The sequence below is a fragment of the Serratia sp. AS12 genome (assembly GCF_000214195.1).
Lineage (GTDB): Bacteria > Pseudomonadota > Gammaproteobacteria > Enterobacterales > Enterobacteriaceae > Serratia > Serratia plymuthica.
The window spans coordinates 535782-557271 of the sequence record NC_015566.1 but is presented as its reverse complement, the minus strand read 5'-3'; the positions used below and the strand labels follow the sequence as shown (position 1 = coordinate 557271).

Sequence of the window (21490 nt, the reverse complement as noted above, 5' to 3'; positions counted from 1 at the left end):
TTCATAATCATTAGCCAATTCTATCGTTAATTGACCTCAATAGGCTCATGTTATATGAAGTTTTCATTGCTTTATCACATTTTATTAAACTACCACATCAATAATTGTTAAATAATAAGCCTTGGTAGAAGGCCCATAAAAAACAATTTATAACAACAAAAATCATTATCATGAAAATAATAACAAGAGTAATCATAACATCACTAAATAAAATTCAAGTATAGTATTTTAACTTCACTGAAAAATTTAATATATTCTACTTTTCCAAAGAAATTAAAATCGTAATTTAATTAAAAAATATAAAAAAGAATGAAACACCCACCCATAGCTCCATCCCTATCTTTCGCAACCTCATTGCGGACCAGCAATTCTGCAAACTCAGCGATATCCAATTGTGCGATCTCAGCGCCGTGGCACAGGAATCCGCAGGGTGCAAATCAGCGCCTGGCTCAAAGCCTCCGCACATGTGCTCCCTGCCCTGCTAGAACTTAGCGAACAGGCAAACAACCACTTGTTGCAGATACAGGAAGGTCGCGTTTATCCGGCATAACTGTTTCAGCACCTGCTGTTGATTCGATGACGAAAACCTAAATCGCAGAGATAAAAAAGACACCTAACACAGGTGTCTTGATTTTTACGCCATTCAATAGCAAAACAACCCCCCTACCCCACCAACCTCTCAGCCTGCCGCCGAACCCCAGCAAAAATCGCATCACTCACGAGACGAGGAAACTCATCCGGCAGCATCGCTTCCACATTAGCGATCGCCTGCTCCGTTTGCGCTTTTAGCTCAGCCATCACCTGCAGCGTTTTCTCTTCGGAATACCCCACCGCTCTCGCGGTAGAGATAAAGTGCCGAGGCAAGATCTGGCTCCAACGGTAATGGCGACTTTGCCCCAGCACGGCCATGGCCATTTTTGCTTTCTGCGGCGCGATGCCACGGGCGTTCATGAATGGGTAACCCGAGAGCACATCGTAAAGCGGAGTCATTCGATAGGCCGTTTCCTGCTCAATGAACAGGCTAAAGTTTTTGGCATGCCCATCAATGGCCGCCAGCATCCAGAATACGATTTGGCTTTTAAAGAAAATGTCCCGATCGAGCAAGGGTTGTTGAGAGCCCAATAGCAACTCCATAGCAGCCGCAATACCGGGCCCACCATCAGCCTCATATTTCAGCGCATGAGCAATGCCTAACGCCTGGCAAAAATCCTCCTGCGGCAAACGAATCAGCCAACTGTTATCCCGCGCCCAACGCCGGTCAAAACGCTCAACGATCAGGACCTTCTGCTCGCCAAAATGCGCCAACTCAGCCTGCGCTACCGGCAGGCCAAACTGTTCTGCAATGCGCAAACATAACCACTCGTTCTCACAGCTTTCACTGAGATCCAAATTGTTATGTGCAATATGCCCAATGGGCAGTTTTATGATGTGGCTGGTTGGCGTACTCCCCTGTGGCCGACACCACTGATTGCCGAACCAAAGCAGCGCGGTCTTTTCCTGCGCACCCGCCAGAGAGATCCGGAAATCATCAATACCCGCCTCCATGCCCAGCGGTGCCTCGCGGTACCCCAGCAGAAGTTGCTCTATTTCTTCGTCACTGACAGGCACGGCGTTCACTTGCTTGACCGGGGCCACATCGGCATGTTCAGGGTAAAGCTGGATCGCACCCACGCAGTCGCTGCCAATGCTGGAAAGCAGATCAAAAGGCTGTTTGGTTGCCGTTTTAAAACGCGCCTGTAGGCGGCTGCGAATAAGTTCGCTGTCCGGCAGCAGGTTGTCGAAAAAGTTATACACCACGTCACCGCGAAACGGTTCTGGTTGTAGCGGCAGGGATAACGATATGGCGCGCGCACCGGCTTGTGCCAGCCACTCTTCGTGGTAAACAAACGACATCGCGCCGCCCGCGTGCTTTTCCAGCGTCCCAACAACAGTGCCATTCAGCGCCACACGTAGCTTTTCCATGCTCACCACTCCTGATCCCAGGTTTTGGGATCGACCGGCTTACCGCGCGGAGTCACTTGTAGCTCTAAATCCAGCGCAGCAAGCAGTTTAAACAACGTCTCCAGCCGGGTGCCGTCCGGGTTGTTTTCAAAGGCGGAAACCGTGGCCTGTTTTAATCCGATGCTGTCAGCGGTTTTGCTTTGGCTCTGGTTACGCTTTTTACGCTCATTGCGTAGCGCATGCGCCAACATCTTTGCCGAGGTGATTTTCATTTTATCCTCCCAAGCGGATGAAATGAGTATTATCCCCTATAGAGGATAAAGCAAATATTATCCTCTACAGAGGATAAAAATGACCATATCCTCTATCGCGGATAACTATCTGTAACATATTGAATATAAATAGGGACATGTCGAATTTTAAGAACAAAAACCACCTTGAGACGGATTATTGTTCGTATGATAACTAATGGTCTGCAAATGCTAAATCCCTCTGACCAGCTCTAAGGCTAAAATCGTGATAAAATTTTTTCTTAATGCCAAATTTTTATACTAAAATTCAGACCGTGCTAACAGTTACTGCATCATTGCCATATCGTAAATCAGCACAAAAAAAATAGCTCAGCATTACAATCTAAAGAAATATAAATTAATTTATTTTTAAATATAGGATGGAATCTTATGAAAGGCTACTTAGTAGAGAAAGATATAAATGAGACGTATTATAAAAAAACCATAAGCTATGTTCACGATATATCACTCGCACTATTAGGTACGGGATTGTATTGCGCGTTAAAAAACCAGATAGACTTGAATAATCCAGCAGGATGGGTTGTCGTTACTTTTATATGTATTTCTTTGTTATGGTGGATGGCGTGGGATTTAAAATCATATAAAACAATAGTGTACATAAAACCTAGTAAAAATAGATATAAAAATAATTTTAGCAAATTGGCGGATATTTTAGTCAGGTTTATGATAGGCATAACCTGTGCATCTTTTTATGACTGGATGTTGGCTACTCCGGAAGAGGATTTTCGTTCATCCCTGATTTTTTTTGCGGTATTTGCTTTCTTTCACATAAGTCTGGTGTTATTTGGTTACTATACGGTCAATCTACCTGAAGATGCCACCTCCTGATTTTTATAAAGTTTTAATACCTCCACTGTATAAAACGTGATTACTCACGTTTTATACAGTATGACCGACTAAATAACTTATGCTAGTTCTTGATTGGCCACCCTTGAACTTTACTTTTAGATATATCATCATTGTTAAGTCTCTTCGCCAAAAATATGGATTTTTAATAGTTTATCATTCTCACAATGCTCATAGGTGATGTAAAAAATAGAATATTTCACATACAAGCCCCTTATGTTAATAATTATACTTAATACGGAGGCCTACATATCAGCATACTGGTGACACAATTGACTGGATGGCTAACCAAGTGAGTTAGTGAATATCCAAAGCGAACATTATTAATGACATTCAACTAATGAGACCTATCCATAAAAAAATCCACGCCGGAACGTGGATTCAATTTCATCGCCAAGGCCAGGCATCACGTTATTCGAAGCAAACGTCGGGGTTATCCGCCAGCGAAACGAAATTCTTCGTATTTTTATCCAGCGTGCGGATCTCGCCACTTTCGATGTCGTACACCCAGCCGTGCAGACGCAGGCCGTTGTTGCGCAGACCAACGGCAACGGACGGGTGAGTCTTAATATTATTTAGCTGGGCTATTACGTTCTCTTCAACCATAGCGTTAACTTTGTCGGTTTCGTTATCCCACGTTTTCTTCTCTACCACCGCTTTTGCCGCGTCCGCATAGTGCAGCCAGTGGGCAACGGCAGGCATCGGGTCAAGGCACTGGCAAGAGGCTATCGCCTTCATGGCACCGCAGTTCGAGTGGCCGCAAATCACGATATCCGTGACGCCAAGCGCCACAACCGCGTATTCGATGGTCGCCGACACCCCACCCGGCTCCGGGCCAAAGGAAGGAACGATGTTGCCTGCGTTACGGATAACGAAAAGCTGCCCCGGCTCTTGCTGAGTCACAAGCTCGGGTACCAGGCGGCTGTCAGAACACGAAATAAACAGCGCTTTAGGGTTCTGGCTGGAGGCAAGGCTGCGGAAGAGCTCCTGACGCTGAGGGAAAATCTCTTTCTGGAAGCTGAGGAAACCTTCAATGATATGTTGCATAGCACGCTCTCTGGATCGGTAGTCTCGATAACATGATAAACATCACTTCCCGTTAGTCCAGCATCTCTTGGATGGAAATGAGCGTTCAGGGAACTGCAATGACGAGGGTGCAGCAAGCTCCATCGGTATCTGAGCCCATAACTAAACCTCGCCTGGTAGCAAAATTAATGAAGAAACCAATAAAAGGGATTTAACAGTGGCAATGATCGGTATATGCGCAGACTGAGATAAATTATAAGCTTGAATCTCCAGAACCAATATCCGTCACTATAATTCAGGCAAACACACGAACCTCCTTTCCCCACATCAACATATCTCATTGAAAAGGAAGCACACGGAATGGCTAAAGTGAAGAAATTATGGTTGATTGTCCCCTTTATATTTGGGCTCTCCAGCGCTGAAGCGGGCTTGTTATCCCCTGCAGAGATTGATCGGTCTATTTTCGCCAAAGACAGCGATTTTTCAGATCAGTTTTATTTTAAAGGGCCGGGAAACAAGCAGTTGCAAGCCACATCCTGCGCCGACTTTTACCAAAAATATCAACAGTTCGGGCAGCCGGTTGAGCAAAGCAAGAATGCGATGGATTATAATACGCTCCGGCAATATCTGGGGGCCTGCCTGATCAGTCACGGTTTACGGGCTGGCTCATTCTCTGCTGGTCATAAAGGGTTGGTTATTGGTACACCAGCAAGCTTGCCGGAACGGTTGCCCGCATTGATGTATCAGGCAATAAGTAACGATGACCTCAAGCTTAGAGCTAAGCAAGTTAACGCGGGAAAATCTCTGAAATCCGTCGATGGGTCCATCCATTTTGTGGATAAAAAAGACGGTGTCTTAAATCTGGCCGATAACATTGACGGCAACTATGCGATTGATTTTTTAGGGGCGGGCCGTGCGATGACTAATGGGGAAAAAGTGTACGTCGTGGAACAAAGCTACAGCGTGCAGAATGCAACCTATCGCAGTACACGCTATTTCCTGCTGAAACCTGAAAAAGACGGCCACTACAGTGTCGAAACTGAAGCTATTGTCTTTCCATAAACAGGATCCAGCTCATCCTGAACTTTAAGCACTCAACGAATTTCTGTCTGCTCTGTTTTTAAGCTGGCGATGAAATCGAGCATATCAACATGACTGACCACACGACCTTCATCTACATCAGCAAGACCGGCTAACACCTGTCGATGCCACCGTTTAGAGCTATAGAATTCATTAGTCAGGTCTTCAACCGCAACGGCGAGCCCCACCGGTATCTGAGCACTGATAGTTTGTTTTTCTGATGAGCCCATAACCAAATCTCGCTTAATAGAAGTGAATAACTTTTATAAAGATTGCGTAGTGATGTTTTTCTAATCAGCGTCAGGTTACAACAGAAAGCCACATCAAGCCCTGAATTCCAGGCACAAAAAAACCACCTTTCGGTGGCTTCTTGTTCGCGCTGTACTAATGGTGCCGAAGGCCGGACTCGAACCGGCACGTATCTCTACGGTTGATTTTGAATCAACTGCGTCTACCGATTTCGCCACTTCGGCACTGCAAGTAGTATGCGGAAAACGGGTGAATTATACCTTTCAGCGATCCGCATGCAACACTTATCCGTTGTTCAATGAGTTAAGTGCTGAAAAAATCGTCGCAGGGGTCACATTGTGTCCATTTTGTGGGCGCAGCATGCAGCGCGCCAACGCCTACCCCGCCGTAATCACGCTCCGCGCCCCACCAGGCGCCAGAAACAAAAAAGGCGCAACCCAATGGCCACGCCTTCTTAAACTGCCCGTAATGCCGCTACTTGCGTTTCAGCAGCATATACACGCTGATCAGCAGGAACAGCATGCTCGGCAGCAACGCGCCCAGCACCGGCGGCATGTTGTACACCAGGCTCAGCGGGCCGAAGATCTGGTCCAGCACGTAGAACAGGAACCCGAAGCTGATGCCGGTCACCACGCGCACGCCCATCGGCACGCTGCGCAGCGGCCCGAAGATGAACGACAGCGCCATCAGCATCATCACCGCCACAGAAAGCGGCGAGAACACCTTGCTCCACATGTTCAGCTGGTAGCGGCTGGCTTCCTGGCCGCTCTGCTTCAGGTACTTCACGTAGTTGTGCAGGCCGCTGATGGAGAGTGAGGTTGGGTCCAGCGCCACCACGCCCAGTTTGTCCGGGGTCAGGTTGGTTTTCCATTCGCCGGTCAACGTCTGGGTGCCGGTAACCTGCTTTTCGTTGGTCAGGTCGGAAGTATCCACCTGCGAAAGCTTCCACACGCCGTCTTCAAAGCTGGCGGTGGCGGCATAGCGCACCGTCTCCAGCCTGCGCTGGTCGTTGAAGTGGTAGATGTTTACGCCGGAAAGTTCTTTCTCGCCCGCCACGCGCTCGATGTAGATGAAGTCGTTGCCGTCCTTCGCCCACAGGCCGCTTTTGGTGGAAAGCAGCGAGCCGCCGTACATCTGCTGCGCACGGTAGTTGCGCGCCATCTGGTCGCCCTGCGGCGCCACCCACTCGCCAATCGCCATGGTCAACAGCACCAGCGGGATAGCGGTTTTCATCACCGAGCCGGCGATCTGCATGCGGGTAAAACCGGAAGCCTGCATCACCACCAGTTCACTGCGCGTCGCCAGTTGCCCCAGGCCGAGCAGTGCGCCCAGCAGGGCCGCCATCGGGAAGAAAGTTTCGATGTCCTTTGGCACGCTCAGTAGGGTAAACATCCCCGCGCTCAGCGCCGAGTAGTCGCCCTGGCCCACTTTACGCAGCTGGTCGACGAACTTGATGATGCCGGAAAGCGACACCAGCATGAACAGCGTCATGATGATGGTGTTGAAAATCGTCTTACCGATATATCGGTCTAAAACACCAAACATCAGGCCGCTCCTCTCAGGCGTGCACGCAGCTTACGCATCGGCACCGTATCCCACAGGTTCAGCGCCAGCGCGATAGCGAAGTACGCCGCGTTGACCACCCACAGCCAGATCATCGGGTCCAGCTTGCCTTTGCCGCCGTTGGAGCGCAGCGAGGTCTGCAGCAGGAAGAAAATCAAATACAGCAGGATGGCCGGCAGCATGCTCAGTACGCGGCCCTGACGCGGGTTCACCACGCTGAGCGGCACCACCAGCAGTGCCATAATGGCCACGGAAAGCACCAGCGTCAGACGCCAGTGGAACTCGGCGCGCGCGTCCGGATCGTCCGACTGCCACAGCGCCTGCATCGACATCTGCTCGGCCTGGTTGCCGTCAATGGCGACCGCACGGTGGCCCACCACGGCTTTATAGTCGTTGAAATCGGTAATGCGGAAGTCACGCAGCAACGCGGTGCCCTCAAAGCGGGTGCCCTTATCGAGCGTCACCACCTGCGAGCCGTCTTTCATTTGGTTGATCTTGCCGTGCTCGGCCACCACCACGGAAGGGCGCTGGTTGCCGTTCGGCCGCAGTTGCGCCAGGAATACGTCGTTGAAGGTGCTGCCCTTGACGTTGCCGATAAACAGCACGGCGTTGCCGTCTTGCGACGGTTTGAACTGCCCTTCCGCCAGGCCGGCGATGCTCGGGTTGGCTTTCGCCTCGCTGATCACCACATCCTGATAACGGGAAGCCAGCGGGCCGGCCCAGAACACGTTTACCGCCGCCACGGCGGAGGTAATCAGTGCCAGCACCATCGCGGCGATGATCAGAGTGCGTTTACCCAGCCCGCAGGCGTGCATAACGGTGATTTCGCTGTCGGTATACAACCGCCCAAGCGTCATCAACAAGCCGAGAAACAGGCTTAATGGCAGGATTAGCTGCGCCATCTTCGGCACACCCAATGCAAGCAGAGAAAGGACTAAATTTGTCGGGACATCGCCGTCCACCGCATCGCCTAACACCTTGACCAGGTTCTGACAAAAGAAGATCAGAAGCAGGATGAAAAGGATCGCGATTTGGCTCTTTAGCGTTTCCCGTACCAGATATCTTATGATGATCACGCTTATTACGCCTGTGAAAACTTGTCTTTTTGCAGGAAAATCGATAGTTTCATCGCTAATCCGCCATTTATTCTCATCATATGGCAACCGTCATAGCTAAAATAGTATTACAACATCTAGCATTTGGGTGTCCTATAGGAACTTGCCTATAGTCGCCAAAACAGAGCAATTTACGCCGTTCAGGTTAACATAGTTAGTTAACTCAATGGCGGGAGTTCATTACGGAGTTGGGTCATTCTAGCCGTAGCTTCCGCCTTTGTCTTTAAGATTCAGGAGAGTGCATGGAGTTCAGTGTAAAGAGCGGTAGCCCGGAAAAACAGCGCAGTGCCTGTATTGTAGTCGGCGTTTTCGAGCCGCGCCGCCTGTCCCCTATCGCAGAACAACTCGACAAAATCAGTGATGGTTATATCAGCGCATTACTGCGCCGTGGCGAACTGGAAGGTAAAGTCGGGCAGACATTACTGCTGCACCATGTACCTAACATTCTCTCCGAACGCATCCTGTTAATCGGCTGTGGCAAAGAGCGCGAGCTCGATGAACGCCAGTACAAACAGGTGATTCAAAAAACCATCAATACCCTTAACGATACCGGCTCCATGGAAGCGGTCTGCTTCCTGACCGAGCTGCACGTGAAAGGCCGCAACACTTACTGGAAGGTGCGCCAGGCGGTAGAAACCGCCAAAGAAACGCTCTACACCTTCGATCAGCTGAAAAGCAATAAAGTGGAGCCGCGCCGTCCGCTGCGCAAAATGGTGTTCAACGTGCCGACCCGTCGCGAGCTGACCAGCGGCGAACGCGCTATTCAGCACGGTCTGGCGGTGGCTTCCGGCATTAAAGCGGCGAAAGATCTCGGCAACATGCCGCCGAATATCTGTAACGCCGGTTACCTGGCCTCCCAGGCTCGCCAACTGGCGGACGCCTTCAGCACCAACATCGTTACCCGCGTCATCGGCGAGCAGCAGATGAAAGAGCTGGGGATGAACGCCTATCTGGCGGTCGGCCACGGTTCGCAGAACGAATCATTGATGTCAGTGATGGAATATAAGGGCAACCCGAACCCGGACGCTAAGCCGATCGTGCTGGTGGGCAAAGGGCTGACCTTCGATTCCGGCGGCATCTCGATCAAACCTGCCGAAGGCATGGACGAGATGAAGTACGACATGTGCGGCGCAGCCACCGTGTACGGCGTGATGCGCGTAGTGGCGGAGCTGAACCTGCCGCTGAACGTGATCGGCGTGCTGGCAGGCTGTGAAAACATGCCGGGCGGCAGCGCTTATCGTCCGGGCGACGTGCTGACCACCATGTCCGGCCAGACCGTCGAGGTGCTCAACACCGACGCCGAAGGCCGCCTGGTGCTGTGCGACACCCTGACCTACGTCGAGCGTTTCGATCCGGAGCTGGTGATTGACGTCGCCACCCTGACCGGCGCCTGCGTGATCGCGCTGGGCCACCACATCACCGGCCTGATGTCGAACCACAACCCGCTGGCGCACGAACTGATCGGCGCGTCCGAGCAGGCCGGCGACCGCGCGTGGCGTTTGCCGATGGCCGACGAGTACTACGAGCAGCTGGACTCCAATTTTGCCGATATGGCGAACATTGGCGGCCGTCCGGGGGGTGCCATCACCGCCGCCTGCTTCCTGTCGCGCTTCACCCGCAAGTACAGCTGGGCGCACCTGGACATCGCCGGCACCGCCTGGCGTTCCGGCAAGGCCAAAGGGGCGACCGGTCGTCCGGTAGCGCTGCTGGCGCAGTTTTTACTGAACCGCGCTGGGTTAAACGGCGACGATTAAATCTGAGCGGTAATTCAGGTATAATCCCGAGGGGCACAGCATGCTGTGCCCCTACATTTTTTTATAGGCAGCGGTGAATCAGATGATCAAGCAGGCAACGTTCTATCTTATTGAACACGCGGAACCGGCAGGCGCGCTCAGCGCGCATGAGGCCGTGGCCTGCGCCGTTGCCGCCGAACGTTGGCGTTCCGGCAAGCGGGTGTTGATCGCCTGCGAGAGCCAGGAACAGGCCCAGCGGCTGGATGAAGCGCTGTGGCAGCGCGATCCGCACCAGTTCGTGCCGCACAACCTGGCCGGCGAAGGCCCGCACTACGGCGCGCCGGTAGAGCTGTGCTGGCCCGGCAAGCGCGGCAACTCCCCACGGGATCTGCTGATCGCCCTGCTGCCGCAGTTTGCAGATTTTGCTACTGCTTTCCATGAAGTGGTAGACTTCGTCCCTTACGAAGACACCCTGAAACAGTTGGCGCGCGACCGATATAAAGCCTATCGCAGCGTCGGCTTCCATTTGACCACGGCAACGCCGCCAACTCACTGAACAACGATATAAAATGGAAAAGACAAACAGTCATCTCGATACCGCCTACGACCCGAAAGAGATCGAACAGAAGCTGTACGATCACTGGGAAAACCAGGGTTACTTCAAGCCAAACGGCGATACCAGCCAGGAAAGCTTCTGCATCATGATCCCGCCGCCGAACGTCACCGGCAGCCTGCACATGGGCCACGCCTTCCAGCAGACCATCATGGACACCATGATCCGCTACCAGCGCATGCAGGGGAAAAACACCCTGTGGCAGGCCGGTACCGACCATGCCGGTATCGCGACCCAGATGGTGGTTGAGCGCAAGATCGCCGCAGAAGAAAACAAAACCCGCCATGACTATGGCCGCGACGCGTTCATCGACAAAATCTGGCAGTGGAAAGCGGAATCCGGCGGCACCATTACCCGCCAGATGCGCCGTCTGGGCAACTCCGTCGACTGGGAGCGCGAGCGCTTCACCATGGACGAAGGCCTGTCCAACGCGGTACGCGAAGTGTTTGTTCGTCTGCACAAAGAAGATCTGATCTACCGTGGCAAGCGCCTGGTGAACTGGGATCCGAAACTGCGCACCGCCATCTCCGATCTGGAAGTGGAAAACCGCGAGTCCAAAGGCTCGATGTGGCACCTGCGCTACCCGCTGGCCGACGGCGCGAAAACCGCCGAAGGCAAAGAGTATCTGGTGGTCGCCACCACCCGTCCGGAAACCGTGCTCGGTGATACCGGCGTGGCGGTGAACCCGGAAGATCCGCGCTACAAAGACCTTATCGGCAAAGAAATCATTCTGCCGCTGGTTGGCCGCCGCATCCGCATCGTCGGCGACGAACACGCCGATATGGAAAAAGGCACCGGCTGCGTGAAAATCACCCCGGCGCACGACTTTAACGACTATGAAGTCGGTAAACGTCACGGCCTGCCGATGATCAACATCCTGACTTTCGACGGCGATATCCGCCAGGAAGCGGAAGTGTTCAACACGCTCGGCGAAATCTGCACCGACTACTGCAACGAAATTCCGGCCCAATACCGTGGCCTGGAGCGTTTCGCGGCGCGTAAAGCGGTGGTTGCCGCCTTTGAAGAGCTTGGTTTACTGGAAGAGATCAAACCACACGACCTGACGGTGCCTTACGGCGACCGCGGCGGCGTGGTGATCGAGCCGATGCTGACCGACCAATGGTACGTGCGCACTGCGCCGCTGGCGAAAGTGGCGGTGGAAGCCGTTGAGCAAGGCGAGATTCAGTTCGTGCCTAAGCAGTACGAAAACATGTATTTCAGCTGGATGCGCGACATTCAGGACTGGTGCATCTCCCGTCAGCTGTGGTGGGGCCACCGCATTCCGGCCTGGTACGACGTGAACGGCAAAGTCTACGTTGGCCGCAGCGAAGAAGAAGTGCGCAGCGAAAACAACCTGGGCGCCGACGTGGTGCTGACGCAAGACGAAGACGTGCTGGACACCTGGTTCTCTTCCGGCCTGTGGACCTTCTCTACCCTGGGCTGGCCAGAGCAGACCGACGCGCTGAAAACCTTCCACCCGACCAGCGTGATGGTCAGCGGCTTCGACATCATCTTCTTCTGGATTGCGCGCATGATCATGCTGACCATGCACTTCATGAAGGACGAAAACGGCAAACCGCAGGTCCCGTTCAAGACCGTCTACATGACCGGCCTGATCCGCGACGACGAAGGGCAGAAGATGTCCAAGTCGAAAGGCAACGTGATCGATCCGCTGGACATGGTTGACGGCATCTCGCTGGAAGACCTGCTGGAAAAACGCACCGGCAACATGATGCAGCCGCAGTTGGCGGAAAAAATCCGCAAGCGCACCGAGAAGCAGTTCCCGAACGGCATCGAGCCGCACGGTACCGACGCCCTGCGCTTCACCCTGGCGGCGCTGGCCTCTACCGGCCGTGACATCAACTGGGACATGAAGCGCCTGGAAGGCTACCGCAACTTCTGTAACAAGCTGTGGAACGCCAGCCGCTTTGTGCTGATGAACGCGGAAGATCAAGACTGTGGCTTTAACGGCGGCGAGAAAGTGCTGTCGCTGGCGGACCGCTGGATCCTGGCCGAATTCAACCGTACGGTGAAGGCATACCGCGAAGCGCTGGACACCTATCGCTTCGATCTGGCCGCCAACATTCTGTATGAATTCACCTGGAACCAGTTCTGCGACTGGTATTTGGAGCTGACCAAGCCGGTCGTGATCAACGGCAGCGAAGCGGAACAGCGCGGCACACGCCACACGCTGATCACCGTGCTGGAAGCCCTGCTGCGCCTGGCGCACCCGGTGATCCCGTTCATTACCGAAACCATCTGGCAGCGCGTGAAAACCCTGACCGGCGAAACCGCAGACACCATCATGCTGCAGCCGTTCCCAGAGTACGACGCCGCGCTGGAAGACACGCAGGCGCTGAACGACCTGGAGTGGATCAAACAGGCGATCACCGCGGTGCGTAACATCCGCGCCGAGATGAACATCGCCCCAAGCAAACAGCTGGAAGTACTGCTGCGCAACTGCAACGCCGACGCCCAGCGCCGCGTGCAGGAGAACCAGAGCTTTATCGAGCGTCTGGCGCGCCTGGAGTCTATCGCCCTGCTGCCTGCGGGTGACAAAGGCCCGTTATCGGTCACCAAACTGGTGGACGGTGCCGAGCTGCTGATCCCTATGGCCGGCTTTATCGATAAAGACGCTGAAATCGCGCGTCTGTCGAAAGAGATGGGCAAGCTGGATGCGGAAATCGCCTCGATCGAAGGCAAGCTGTCGAACGAAGGCTTTGTGGCGCGCGCACCGGAAGCAGTCGTCGCTAAAGAGCGTGAGCGTCTGGCGGCCTGCAAAGAAGGCAAAGTGAAACTGCAAGAGCAGCAGGCGACCATCGCCGCGCTGTAATCTGTCGGTTCGCTGCAACAGTTGAAAACAGCGGGGATCTCCCCGCTGTTTTTTTATCGCCGTTGCATCCGGCCCGGTTAAGATGTTATTACAAGGTGAAAGGCAACGTCCCACATGGACGCCGCCAGGGTATAAACCCGGCGCGTTTTTGTCTGCACCAAAAATGATATTCCGGAACTATTCAGGTTCTTTTTATGGCGAGTGTAAACATGACAACAGCAACCCCAGTGCGTCTTCTGGTGCGCCCAATAACGGCTGACGACAATGCCGCTATTGCTAACGTCATTCGCGAAGTCTCCGCCGAGCACGGTTTGACGGCGGATAAAGGCTATACCGTTTCCGATCCCAATCTGGACGTCTTGTATCAGCTCTACAGCCTACCGCGCAGCGCTTATTGGGTGATAGAAGTCGACGGCCAGATTGCCGGCGGCGGCGGCGTTGCCCCGCTGCAGGGCGGTGAAGACGATATTTGCGAATTACAGAAAATGTATTTTCTGCCGGTTTTGCGCGGCAAGGGCCTGGCGAAACGCCTGGCGTTGCAGGCGCTGGAGTTTGCCCGTCAACAGGGCTTCCGCTGTTGTTATTTAGAAACCACCGCCAGCCTGACGCAGGCCATCGGGCTGTATGAGCATCTGGGCTTCGAACACATCGACTGCGCCATGGGCACCACCGGCCACGTCGACTGCGAAGTGACCATGCTGAAAACGCTTTAATCAGAGTTGGTTGTAAGCCCGAGATACTCGGGCCTAGCGCACCGAGGGGCGCTCCGACGGCCAAGGCCGTTACGACCCCTTCGGCACGCTCTCCCTAATAACGGACTTTGTCAGCCTTCTGGCAGATCCCGCCTTGAATCTGTTTTCCCCCCCATCCCCCCGCTTTTGATAGCTAACTCAATCCGGCTCAACACCAGACTGGTGAGATACGACACCAGGATCAACAGCAGCAGCACCAGCGGCGTATAGCGCGGCGCAAAAATCAGTTTCTGGGTGAAGTAATAGCAGTAGAAGCTGTGGGTCAGCCACATGTACATCGAATGTTTGCCCAACTCAACCACCGCCTTGTTCACCCTGCTGCCCAGCCCGTCGGCGGTTTTCATCATCGCGATGATAAACAGCGGCGTCACTACCAGCAGCCCCGGGTTATGGGCGACGATAAACACCGCCACAGTCACCACCAGCAAGATCAACGGATGGGTGCGGCCCAACGTATCAATCAGCTTCGCCAACCACGAGTCCGCCGGGGCACGCTGGGTACGGCCAAACACCATGCCAACACCAAAAGGCAGCAGCCAGGTGCAATACTCGATCAGCGCCTGCGGCGCCCAAGGGAAATACTGTAATCCCCTGCCGCACAGCGCCGCCGCAAACAGCACGCCCAGCAAGGCCGTCGTATTCAGTTTCGACAAAAGCGGCAACGAGAGCACGTACAGAACATAAAGTTTGAAGAACCACCACTCGCTGTTGTAGGTGGATTTGAGGCCAATCAGGTTTTCGATAAACAGCGACGGCGAAAGGGAATATCTTTCACCCGGAAAGAAAATAATGCCGATCGGCACAAAGATAAACAACACTATCCAGTAGCTGATATATAAATTCTTCAGCTTGCCCCAGATATATTTAAAAGAAATGTCTTTTTTAAGTGAAAAACCGTAACCGGACAAGAACAGGAACATCGACACGCAAATCTTGCCGAACAAACCAAGATACATCTCAATATTGATCCCGCTAACGATATAATACACCGGAATATCAGGGCTAATTCGGTCTGGATAGGCGAACAGGTGGTGGACCAACATCAGAATGATGGCAATCCCTTTTAAATAATTAGACTTATTAATTGAAATTTCCATATTTCTTAATATATTATCCGCTAACAAGTGTCGTCATCATATAGCAGCCCCACTTCCCTGACACTTTCTTTCTAATCAGATTAATCCCATATTTAATTTCTCGGTAAAAAACAAAGACGCAGCGATTTTATTAACGCGTTTCTCCCAGGCTCGTTACCGTTTTTTGCTATCCCACGGCGCCAAAACCCTGCCTGAAACCAGGCCACGCATGATCATTAACATGGTCATATTTTGTATTTTTTATATAAAAACAATAAAATCAAAATGATATAATAAAAACTAAAACCAATTATCATATTTTTTGTGATATTCATTAACAAATTAACGATTACAAATTGACCTCTTGCCGCCTTGCGATACTCTGCCCTGACAGGCTTATGCCGCATTCGCACGGAGAACGGTCATGTCGGAAAACGCTTTTGATTACATCATTGTCGGCGCAGGCTCCGCCGGCTGCGTGCTGGCCGCGCAGCTGATCCGCCGCACCCAGGCGCGGGTGCTGCTGCTGGAAGCCGGCGGCGACGACAATAACCTGTTCATCAAGATGCCGGCCGGCGTGGCGAAGATCATCGCCAAAAAAAGCTGGCCGTATGAAACCGAACCGGAACCGCACGCCAACAACCGCCGCATGCAAATTGCCCAGGGCAAGGTGCTGGGCGGCAGCAGCTCGGTCAACGGCATGATCTACATTCGCGGCCAGCGGCAGGATTACGACGAATGGGCCGAACGTTATGGCTGCGTCGGCTGGGGCTATCAGGACGTGCTGCCCTATTTCAAACGCGCCGAGGCCAACGAGAGCCTGTCCGACGCTTATCACGGCGGCGAGGGGCTGCTGCCGGTCAGCGAGAACCGGTACCGCCACCCGCTCAGCATGGCGTTTATCCGCGCCGGCCAGGAGCTGAGCCTGCCTTACCGCAACGATTTCAACGGCGACAGCCAGCACGGCGTGGGGTTTTACCAGACCACCACCCACAACGGCGAACGCGCCAGTACCGCCCGCACCTACCTGAAAGCGGTGCGTAACGAGCAACGGCTGGTGGTGAAACTGAACGCGCTGGTGCATCGGGTGGTGTTCGACGGCAACATCGCCACCGGCGTGGTGTATAGCCAGAACGGCGGCGAAGTCACCGCGCAGGCCGCAAAAGAAGTGATCCTCAGCGCCGGTGCGGTAGGCTCGCCGAAGATCCTGATGTTGTCCGGCATTGGGCCGCGCGAACACCTGCAACAGCTGGGGATCGAGCCGCGCGCGGACTTGCCGGTGGGCAAAAACTTTCACGATCACCTGCATATGTCGATCAACGTCAGCACCCGCGAGCCGATCAGCCTGTTCGGCGCCGATCGCGGCCTGCAGGCGCTGCGCCACGGCACCGAATGGCTGGCGTTCCGCAGCGGCGTGCTCACCTCCAACGTATTGGAAGGCGCCGCCTTCTCCGACAGCCTGGGCGACGGCCGGCCGGACGTGCAGATCCACTTTCTGCCGATGCTGGACAGCTGGGACGACGTGCCCGGCGAGCCGCTGCCGGATATTCACGGCTTCACGCTGAAGGTCGGCTACCTGCAACCGAAGGCCCGCGGCGAAGTGCTGCTGCGCAGCCGCGATCCGCGCGATCCTGTCAAACTGCACGCCAATTACCTCGGCCATCCGGAAGATCTGGCCGGCAGCGTGCGCGCGGTGAAGTTCGGCCTGCGCTTCCTGCAAACCGCCGCCCTCAAGCCGATCGTCAAAGATCTGCTGATGCCGCAGCCGGCATGGCTGAACGATGAGACGCAACTGGAGGAGTTCGTGCGTAACTTCTGCAAAACGATGTATCACCCGGTAGGCAGTTGCCGCATGGGCCCGTCGCCGCAGGACTCGGTGACCGATCTGCAACTGCGGGTACACGGGTTTGAACGGCTGCGGGTGATCGATTGCTCGGTGATGCCGCAGGTGACCAGCGGCAACACCAATGCGCCGACCATCATGCTGGCGGAAAAAGCGGTGGATTTGCTGCTGGGCGCGCCGATGTGAAAACCGGGCGCCCGACGCTCAGGCAGCGGCGGGCACGCCGCTGTGGAAGCGGAACTCGCTGTCCGGGGTCTGGATCAGCGCCGCTTCAATGCGGCCGAAGTGAGCCACGCGCTCGCTGATGTCACCGCCGGCAATCTGTTCGGCCAACGTCAGGTAATCCTGATAATGCCGCGCCTCGGAGCGCAGCAGCGAGACGTAGAAACGGTTTAACTCGTCGTCCAGATGCGGTGCCAGCCGGGCGAAACGTTCGCAGGAGCGCGCTTCGATGTAGGCGCCGCAGATCAGCTTATCGATCAGTGTGGCCGGATCGTGGGTGCGAACCTCGCGGATCATGCCTTTGGCATAGCGGCTGGCGGTGATTTTCTTGTAGGGAATGCGCCGCGCCTGCATGATTTCCAGCACCTGCGAGAAATGGTGCAACTCTTCTTTGATCAGCAGCACCATCTTGTCCGCCAGATCCTGCCCGTAGGCCGACCCGTTTTTCGGCAAGATTTTCCTGGTGAACTGGCCCTGGCGGAACAAGGTTTCCGGCTCGCCCTGCGCTTCATGCAGAAAAGCCTCATAGGGCCTGAGCAGCGCCAGCAAGGCATCGCCGCTCTCTTTGTCCGCCACGTAGCGGCGAATCAGCCACATGCCGGTCTGCGCCGCCTTCAGCTCGCACACCATATGGTCGGTCAGCAACAGCGGCAGGTTTTCCGGACGCCGCGCAGCGTCGATCCAGCCATCGGGCGTTTCGCAGTGCAGGAAGTTTAGAATCGGGGATAACAGGGATTGGTATTTCATCAGCTTAATTATAAGGGCCGGCTTGCGCCGGCTCCTGTACAAAAATTAATCAGTGGCGTTTGCCGTCGTCGTCTTCGTCGATCAATTCACCGTCTTCTTCATCATCCTCACCGTCTTCACCGTTCGGATCTTCATAGTAGGTGCCCCAACCGTCGTAGTTAACGCCGCAACGTTCCGCCAGCGCCAACAACTGCTCTACCTGGGTGTCGATCAGTTCGGCATTCAGGCCGACTTCGCTGATCACGTCGCAGCACATGACCAGCGTGCCGTCTTCCACTTCCAGCTCTTCGGCGTCGGTCACTTCGTAGCCCAGCTTGAAGGCTTCGACAGCGGCCTGCTCCAGCACTTCAAACTTTTCGGCAGAGAGGTGGTGTTCGATGGTGTAGAGCGCATCCGGATCGCTGCCGTCTTCCAGCAGTTCTTCGATGATCAGGCGGGTCTCTTCACGTTGTTCTTCCAGCTGTTCGCGGTTTGCCATGCCTATATCCTCAAGTCAAATGGCCTGTATTCCTTCTATTTTCACACACCGCCGCCATAGCTGCCACGATAAACGTGAAAGATTTCTGCTTCGGGGTTGAAATTGAATATTCATACATATAAAGTGAATTTTAATTCAATTAAAACGATCAGGACATGCGGAAATGAGTACGATGAACCCGTTCTACAAACGTCACTTTCTGAGGTTAATGGATTTCACGCCGACAGAGCTGCTGGCGCTGCTGCGGCTTTCGGCCGAATTGAAGCAGGCCAAAAAGCAGGGTAAGGAAACGCGGCGTTTGCAGGGCAAGAACATCGCGCTCATCTTCGAAAAAGACTCGACCCGCACCCGTTGCTCTTTCGAGGTTGCCGCTTTCGATCAGGGCGCCCAGGTCACTTATCTCGGCCCAAGCGGTAGCCAGATCGGCCATAAGGAATCGATGAAAGACACCGCCCGCGTGCTGGGCCGGATGTATGACGGTATTCAATACCGCGGTTACGGCCAGCACTTGGTGGAAACCCTGGCCACCCATGCCGGCGTGCCGGTGTGGAACGGGCTGACCAATGAATTCCACCCAACCCAGCTGCTGGCGGACCTGCTCACCGTGCAGGAACAGCTGCCGGGCAAACCCTTGAGCGAGGTGAAATTCGCTTACCTCGGCGACACGCGTAACAACATGGGCAACACCTTGCTGGAAGCGGCCGCGTTGGCGGGCATGGATCTGCGCCTGGTGGCCCCTAAAGCCTGTTGGCCGCAGCCGGAGCTGGTCGCCGAGTGTCAGGCGCTGGCGCAACAAACTGGCGCCAAGATCACCCTGACCGAAGACATTGCCGAAGGGGTGAAAGACGCGGATTTCCTGTACACCGACGTGTGGGTGTCGATGGGCGAACCGAAAGAAACCTGGCAGGAGCGGATCGCGCTGCTGAAACCCTATCAGGTCAATATGGCGATGGTGAAACTGACCGGTAACCCGAACGTCAAATTCCTCCATTGCCTGCCGGCGTTTCACGACGACCAAACCACCCTCGGCAAACAGATGGCGGAACAATACGGGCTGCAGGGCGGCATGGAAGTCACCGATGAAGTGTTCGAATCCGCGCACAGCGTGGTGTTCGACCAGGCCGAAAACCGCCTGCACACCATCAAGGCGGTGATGGTCGCCACGCTGAGCGAAACGATGTAAACCCTATTCCGGCGCGCAGGTCTGCAGGCTCGCGTGCCCCACCCCCTTCCCCGCTCTGGCAACCCCCGGCCGGCGCGCCTAATATATTCTTGTCATATCAAATAGCCGATTGACCTTTGCCTGCCTTGGGCAAAGGTTCTACCGTGGTGCGAAAACCAACGATAACAAACACTTCTCAGCGCCATGCGTGGCGCCTTCAGGGGATACACACCGATGAAAGCCAAAGTCCTGCCGCTGTTAATGCTTGCCGCCCTGTCCGCCTCTGCGCTCGCCGCCACCCCGCCCAACACGCTGGTGGTGGTGCAATCGCTGGACGATATCGTCAGCCTGGATCCGGCGGAAGCCAATGAGCTGTCCAGCATCCAGACCGTACCCAGCCTGTATCAGCGGCTGGTGCAGGCGGATCGCGATGATCCGGCGAAAGTGGTGCCGGTGCTGGCGGAAAGCTGGCAGGGCGATGCGGCGGCAAAAACCCTGACCGTCAAACTGCGCCCACAGGCGGCGTTCGCCTCCGGCAACCCGCTGACCGCCGACGACGTGATTTTCTCCTACAGCCGCGCGGTGAAAATGAACAAATCGCCGGCGTTTATCCTCAACGTGCTCGGCTGGCAGCCGGACAACATTGACGCGCACCTGAAGAAAATCGACGAGCACAACCTGCAACTGAGCTGGACGGCGGACGTCAGCCCGGCGGTGGCGCTGAATATTCTCTCCACGCCGATCGCCTCGATCGTCGACAGCAAGGCGGTGCAGCCGAACGCCAAAGACGGCGACTACGGCAACGCCTGGCTGAAGATGCACTCCGCCGGCAGCGGGCCGTTTAAAATACGCGTCTACCAGCCGCATCAGGCGATCGTGCTGGACGCCAATCCAACCTCGCCGGGCAGCAAACCCTTGCTGCACAGCATCATCATTAAAAGCGTGCCGGACCCGGCCACCCGCCGCCTATTGATCCAGCAGGGCGACGCCGATGTGGCGCGTGAGCTTGGCCCGGACCAGACCCTGGCGTTAAAAAATCAACCGGGCGTGAAGGTGTTGGAAATCCCGTCCGCCGAGCAGAACTATTTAGTGTTCAACACCGGCAACGCCGCCAATCCGCTGTTGAAAAACCCGGCCTTCTGGGAGGCGGCGCGCTATCTGATCGATTATCAGGGAATTACTCAGGATCTACTGAAGGGGCAGTATTTTGTGCACCAGAGCTTCCTGCCGGTCGGGCTGCCGGGCGCGCTGGAAGACAACCCGTTCAGCTTCGATCCGGCCAAGGCCAAGGCGATCCTGGCCAAGGCCGGTATCACCAACGCCACCCTGACGCTGGACGTGGAGAATAAGCCGCCGTTTATCACCCTCGCTCAGGCGTTGCAGGCCAGTTTTGCCCAAGGTGGCGTGAAGCTGGATCTGTTGCCGGCCGCCGGCAGCCAGGTGTATTCGCGGGTACGCGCCAAACAGCATCAGGCGGCGATCCGCCTGTGGATCCCGGATTATTTTGATGCACATTCCAACGCCAGCGCTTTCGCCTATAACGACGGTAAAACCAGCACGGTCGCGGGCCTCAACGGCTGGCAGATCCCGCAGTTGAGCAAACAGACGCTGGCGGCGGTAGCCGAAGCCGATCCGGCCAAACGCACCGCGCTGTACACCGCCATGCAACAGGAGCTGCAACGCAGTTCGCCGTATGTGTTTATCGATCAGGCCAAAACCGAAGTGGTGCTGCGCGATAACGTCAAAGGCTACCAGCAGGGCCTGAACGCCGACATGGTCTACTACGATCGCGTCAGCAAATAACCGGCAAGCGGCCATCGCCGGCCAATCGATTGCGAAGCGGCAAAAATCGGTGTTTTAGCGCTTGCAGTGGCGAAAAGCGCGAGTATAATGCGCGACA

The 21490-nt window shown here is 54.8% G+C and carries 18 protein-coding genes and 1 tRNA gene; 9 read left to right on the top strand and 10 right to left on the bottom strand.

Annotated elements, in window-relative coordinates; all coding sequences use genetic code 11:
• Positions 1-663: 663 nt before the first annotated feature.
• Both SERAS12_RS02590 and SERAS12_RS02585 read right to left on the bottom strand, forming a co-directional pair.
• Positions 664-1962: a type II toxin-antitoxin system HipA family toxin gene (locus SERAS12_RS02590; protein ID WP_013811338.1), complete on the bottom strand. Its 1299-nt coding sequence runs from the start codon at positions 1960-1962 to the stop codon at positions 664-666.
• Between the two features lie 2 nt (positions 1963-1964).
• Positions 1965-2213, bottom strand: a complete 249-nt coding sequence (locus tag SERAS12_RS02585) for a helix-turn-helix domain-containing protein (protein WP_004953056.1) — start codon at positions 2211-2213, stop codon at positions 1965-1967.
• A 408-nt stretch (positions 2214-2621) separates the two neighbouring features.
• Between SERAS12_RS02585 and SERAS12_RS02580 the strand changes: the two genes are divergently transcribed.
• Positions 2622-3080 (top strand): hypothetical protein, encoded by a 459-nt coding sequence (locus tag SERAS12_RS02580; protein ID WP_013811337.1) that lies wholly within the window; start codon positions 2622-2624, stop codon positions 3078-3080.
• 429 nt (positions 3081-3509) lie between these two features.
• On the opposite strand, the gene SERAS12_RS02575 is transcribed toward SERAS12_RS02580, so the two are convergent.
• Positions 3510-4145, bottom strand: a complete 636-nt coding sequence (locus SERAS12_RS02575; protein ID WP_013811336.1) for a carbonic anhydrase — start codon at positions 4143-4145, stop codon at positions 3510-3512.
• Between the two features lie 339 nt (positions 4146-4484).
• Here SERAS12_RS02575 and SERAS12_RS02570 point away from each other — a divergent pair, with 339 nt between their 5' ends.
• Positions 4485-5186 (top strand): hypothetical protein, encoded by a 702-nt coding sequence (locus SERAS12_RS02570; protein ID WP_013811335.1) that lies wholly within the window; start codon positions 4485-4487, stop codon positions 5184-5186.
• A gap of 32 nt (positions 5187-5218) precedes the next feature.
• Here the strand turns inward: SERAS12_RS02570 and SERAS12_RS02565 are convergent, their stop codons facing one another.
• The 4 genes from SERAS12_RS02565 to lptF all read right to left on the bottom strand — a co-directional run bounded on the left by SERAS12_RS02565 (position 5219) and on the right by lptF (position 8092).
• Positions 5219-5434 carry a hypothetical protein gene (locus SERAS12_RS02565; protein ID WP_013811334.1) on the bottom strand — a complete coding sequence of 72 codons (216 nt, stop codon included), beginning with the start codon at positions 5432-5434 and terminating at the stop codon, positions 5219-5221.
• 158 nt (positions 5435-5592) lie between these two features.
• Positions 5593-5677: transfer RNA gene (locus SERAS12_RS02560), tRNA-Leu, on the bottom strand.
• A gap of 250 nt (positions 5678-5927) precedes the next feature.
• Positions 5928-6998, bottom strand: a complete 1071-nt coding sequence (gene lptG / locus SERAS12_RS02555; RefSeq protein WP_013811333.1) for an LPS export ABC transporter permease LptG — start codon at positions 6996-6998, stop codon at positions 5928-5930.
• Complete coding sequence (gene lptF, locus SERAS12_RS02550; RefSeq protein ID WP_013811332.1) at positions 6998-8092, bottom strand: LPS export ABC transporter permease LptF; 1095 nt, start codon at positions 8090-8092, stop codon at positions 6998-7000. The genes lptG and lptF overlap by 1 nt, the downstream gene beginning before the upstream one ends.
• A 281-nt stretch (positions 8093-8373) precedes the next feature.
• Between lptF and pepA the strand changes: the two genes are divergently transcribed.
• The 4 genes from pepA (at position 8374) to SERAS12_RS02530 (ending at position 14023) form a co-directional block, all read left to right on the top strand.
• On the top strand, positions 8374-9885 hold the full coding sequence (pepA, locus tag SERAS12_RS02545) for a leucyl aminopeptidase (protein WP_013811331.1): 1512 nt from the start codon (positions 8374-8376) through the stop codon (positions 9883-9885).
• 85 nt (positions 9886-9970) lie between these two features.
• Positions 9971-10420: a DNA polymerase III subunit chi gene (locus SERAS12_RS02540; RefSeq protein ID WP_012005017.1), complete on the top strand. Its 450-nt coding sequence runs from the start codon at positions 9971-9973 to the stop codon at positions 10418-10420.
• Positions 10421-10433: 13 nt separating this feature from the next.
• Complete coding sequence (locus tag SERAS12_RS02535) at positions 10434-13310, top strand: valine--tRNA ligase (protein WP_013811330.1); 2877 nt, start codon at positions 10434-10436, stop codon at positions 13308-13310.
• A 209-nt stretch (positions 13311-13519) separates the two neighbouring features.
• On the top strand, positions 13520-14023 hold the full coding sequence (locus tag SERAS12_RS02530) for a GNAT family N-acetyltransferase (protein ID WP_041415863.1): 504 nt from the start codon (positions 13520-13522) through the stop codon (positions 14021-14023).
• Between the two features lie 110 nt (positions 14024-14133).
• Here the strand turns inward: SERAS12_RS02530 and SERAS12_RS02525 are convergent, their stop codons facing one another.
• Positions 14134-15159, bottom strand: coding sequence for an acyltransferase (locus SERAS12_RS02525; protein WP_013811328.1), 1026 nt, complete (start codon positions 15157-15159; stop codon positions 14134-14136).
• A gap of 403 nt (positions 15160-15562) precedes the next feature.
• On the opposite strand from SERAS12_RS02525, the gene SERAS12_RS02520 reads away from it, so the two are divergent.
• Positions 15563-17167 carry a GMC family oxidoreductase gene (locus SERAS12_RS02520; protein WP_013811327.1) on the top strand — a complete coding sequence of 535 codons (1605 nt, stop codon included), beginning with the start codon at positions 15563-15565 and terminating at the stop codon, positions 17165-17167.
• 18 nt (positions 17168-17185) lie between these two features.
• Here the strand turns inward: SERAS12_RS02520 and miaE are convergent, their stop codons facing one another.
• Together miaE and rraB are read right to left on the bottom strand one after the other, a co-directional pair.
• Positions 17186-17950 (bottom strand): tRNA isopentenyl-2-thiomethyl-A-37 hydroxylase MiaE, encoded by a 765-nt coding sequence (gene miaE, locus SERAS12_RS02515; RefSeq protein ID WP_013811326.1) that lies wholly within the window; start codon positions 17948-17950, stop codon positions 17186-17188.
• 49 nt (positions 17951-17999) lie between these two features.
• Positions 18000-18428 carry a ribonuclease E inhibitor RraB gene (rraB, locus tag SERAS12_RS02510; RefSeq protein WP_006323358.1) on the bottom strand — a complete coding sequence of 143 codons (429 nt, stop codon included), beginning with the start codon at positions 18426-18428 and terminating at the stop codon, positions 18000-18002.
• 163 nt (positions 18429-18591) lie between these two features.
• Between rraB and argF the strand changes: the two genes are divergently transcribed.
• Together argF and SERAS12_RS02500 are read left to right on the top strand one after the other, a co-directional pair.
• Complete coding sequence (argF, locus tag SERAS12_RS02505; RefSeq protein WP_013811325.1) at positions 18592-19611, top strand: ornithine carbamoyltransferase; 1020 nt, start codon at positions 18592-18594, stop codon at positions 19609-19611.
• 213 nt (positions 19612-19824) lie between these two features.
• Complete coding sequence (locus tag SERAS12_RS02500; protein ID WP_013811324.1) at positions 19825-21393, top strand: ABC transporter substrate-binding protein; 1569 nt, start codon at positions 19825-19827, stop codon at positions 21391-21393.
• The last annotated feature ends 97 nt before the right edge of the window (positions 21394-21490 follow it).

Excerpts from the sequence above, each read along its gene's own strand:
- SERAS12_RS02520 (WP_013811327.1), top strand. The coding sequence starts at position 15,563 with ATGTCGGAAAACGCTTTTGATTACATCATTGTCGGCGCAGGCTCCGCC.
- SERAS12_RS02530 (WP_041415863.1), top strand. The coding sequence starts at position 13,520 with ATGACAACAGCAACCCCAGTGCGTCTTCTGGTGCGCCCAATAACGGCT.
- pepA (WP_013811331.1), top strand. The coding sequence starts at position 8,374 with ATGGAGTTCAGTGTAAAGAGCGGTAGCCCGGAAAAACAGCGCAGTGCC.
- lptG (WP_013811333.1), bottom strand. The coding sequence starts at position 6,998 with ATGTTTGGTGTTTTAGACCGATATATCGGTAAGACGATTTTCAACACC.
- SERAS12_RS02525 (WP_013811328.1), bottom strand. The coding sequence starts at position 15,159 with ATGGAAATTTCAATTAATAAGTCTAATTATTTAAAAGGGATTGCCATC.
- argF (WP_013811325.1), top strand. The coding sequence starts at position 18,592 with ATGAGTACGATGAACCCGTTCTACAAACGTCACTTTCTGAGGTTAATG.
- SERAS12_RS02500 (WP_013811324.1), top strand. The coding sequence starts at position 19,825 with ATGAAAGCCAAAGTCCTGCCGCTGTTAATGCTTGCCGCCCTGTCCGCC.
- miaE (WP_013811326.1), bottom strand. The coding sequence starts at position 17,950 with ATGAAATACCAATCCCTGTTATCCCCGATTCTAAACTTCCTGCACTGC.
- SERAS12_RS02585 (WP_004953056.1), bottom strand. The coding sequence starts at position 2,213 with ATGAAAATCACCTCGGCAAAGATGTTGGCGCATGCGCTACGCAATGAG.
- SERAS12_RS02575 (WP_013811336.1), bottom strand. The coding sequence starts at position 4,145 with ATGCAACATATCATTGAAGGTTTCCTCAGCTTCCAGAAAGAGATTTTC.
- rraB (WP_006323358.1), bottom strand. The coding sequence starts at position 18,428 with ATGGCAAACCGCGAACAGCTGGAAGAACAACGTGAAGAGACCCGCCTG.
- SERAS12_RS02570 (WP_013811335.1), top strand. The coding sequence starts at position 4,485 with ATGGCTAAAGTGAAGAAATTATGGTTGATTGTCCCCTTTATATTTGGG.
- SERAS12_RS02590 (WP_013811338.1), bottom strand. The coding sequence starts at position 1,962 with ATGGAAAAGCTACGTGTGGCGCTGAATGGCACTGTTGTTGGGACGCTG.
- SERAS12_RS02580 (WP_013811337.1), top strand. The coding sequence starts at position 2,622 with ATGAAAGGCTACTTAGTAGAGAAAGATATAAATGAGACGTATTATAAA.
- SERAS12_RS02565 (WP_013811334.1), bottom strand. The coding sequence starts at position 5,434 with ATGGGCTCATCAGAAAAACAAACTATCAGTGCTCAGATACCGGTGGGG.
- SERAS12_RS02535 (WP_013811330.1), top strand. The coding sequence starts at position 10,434 with ATGGAAAAGACAAACAGTCATCTCGATACCGCCTACGACCCGAAAGAG.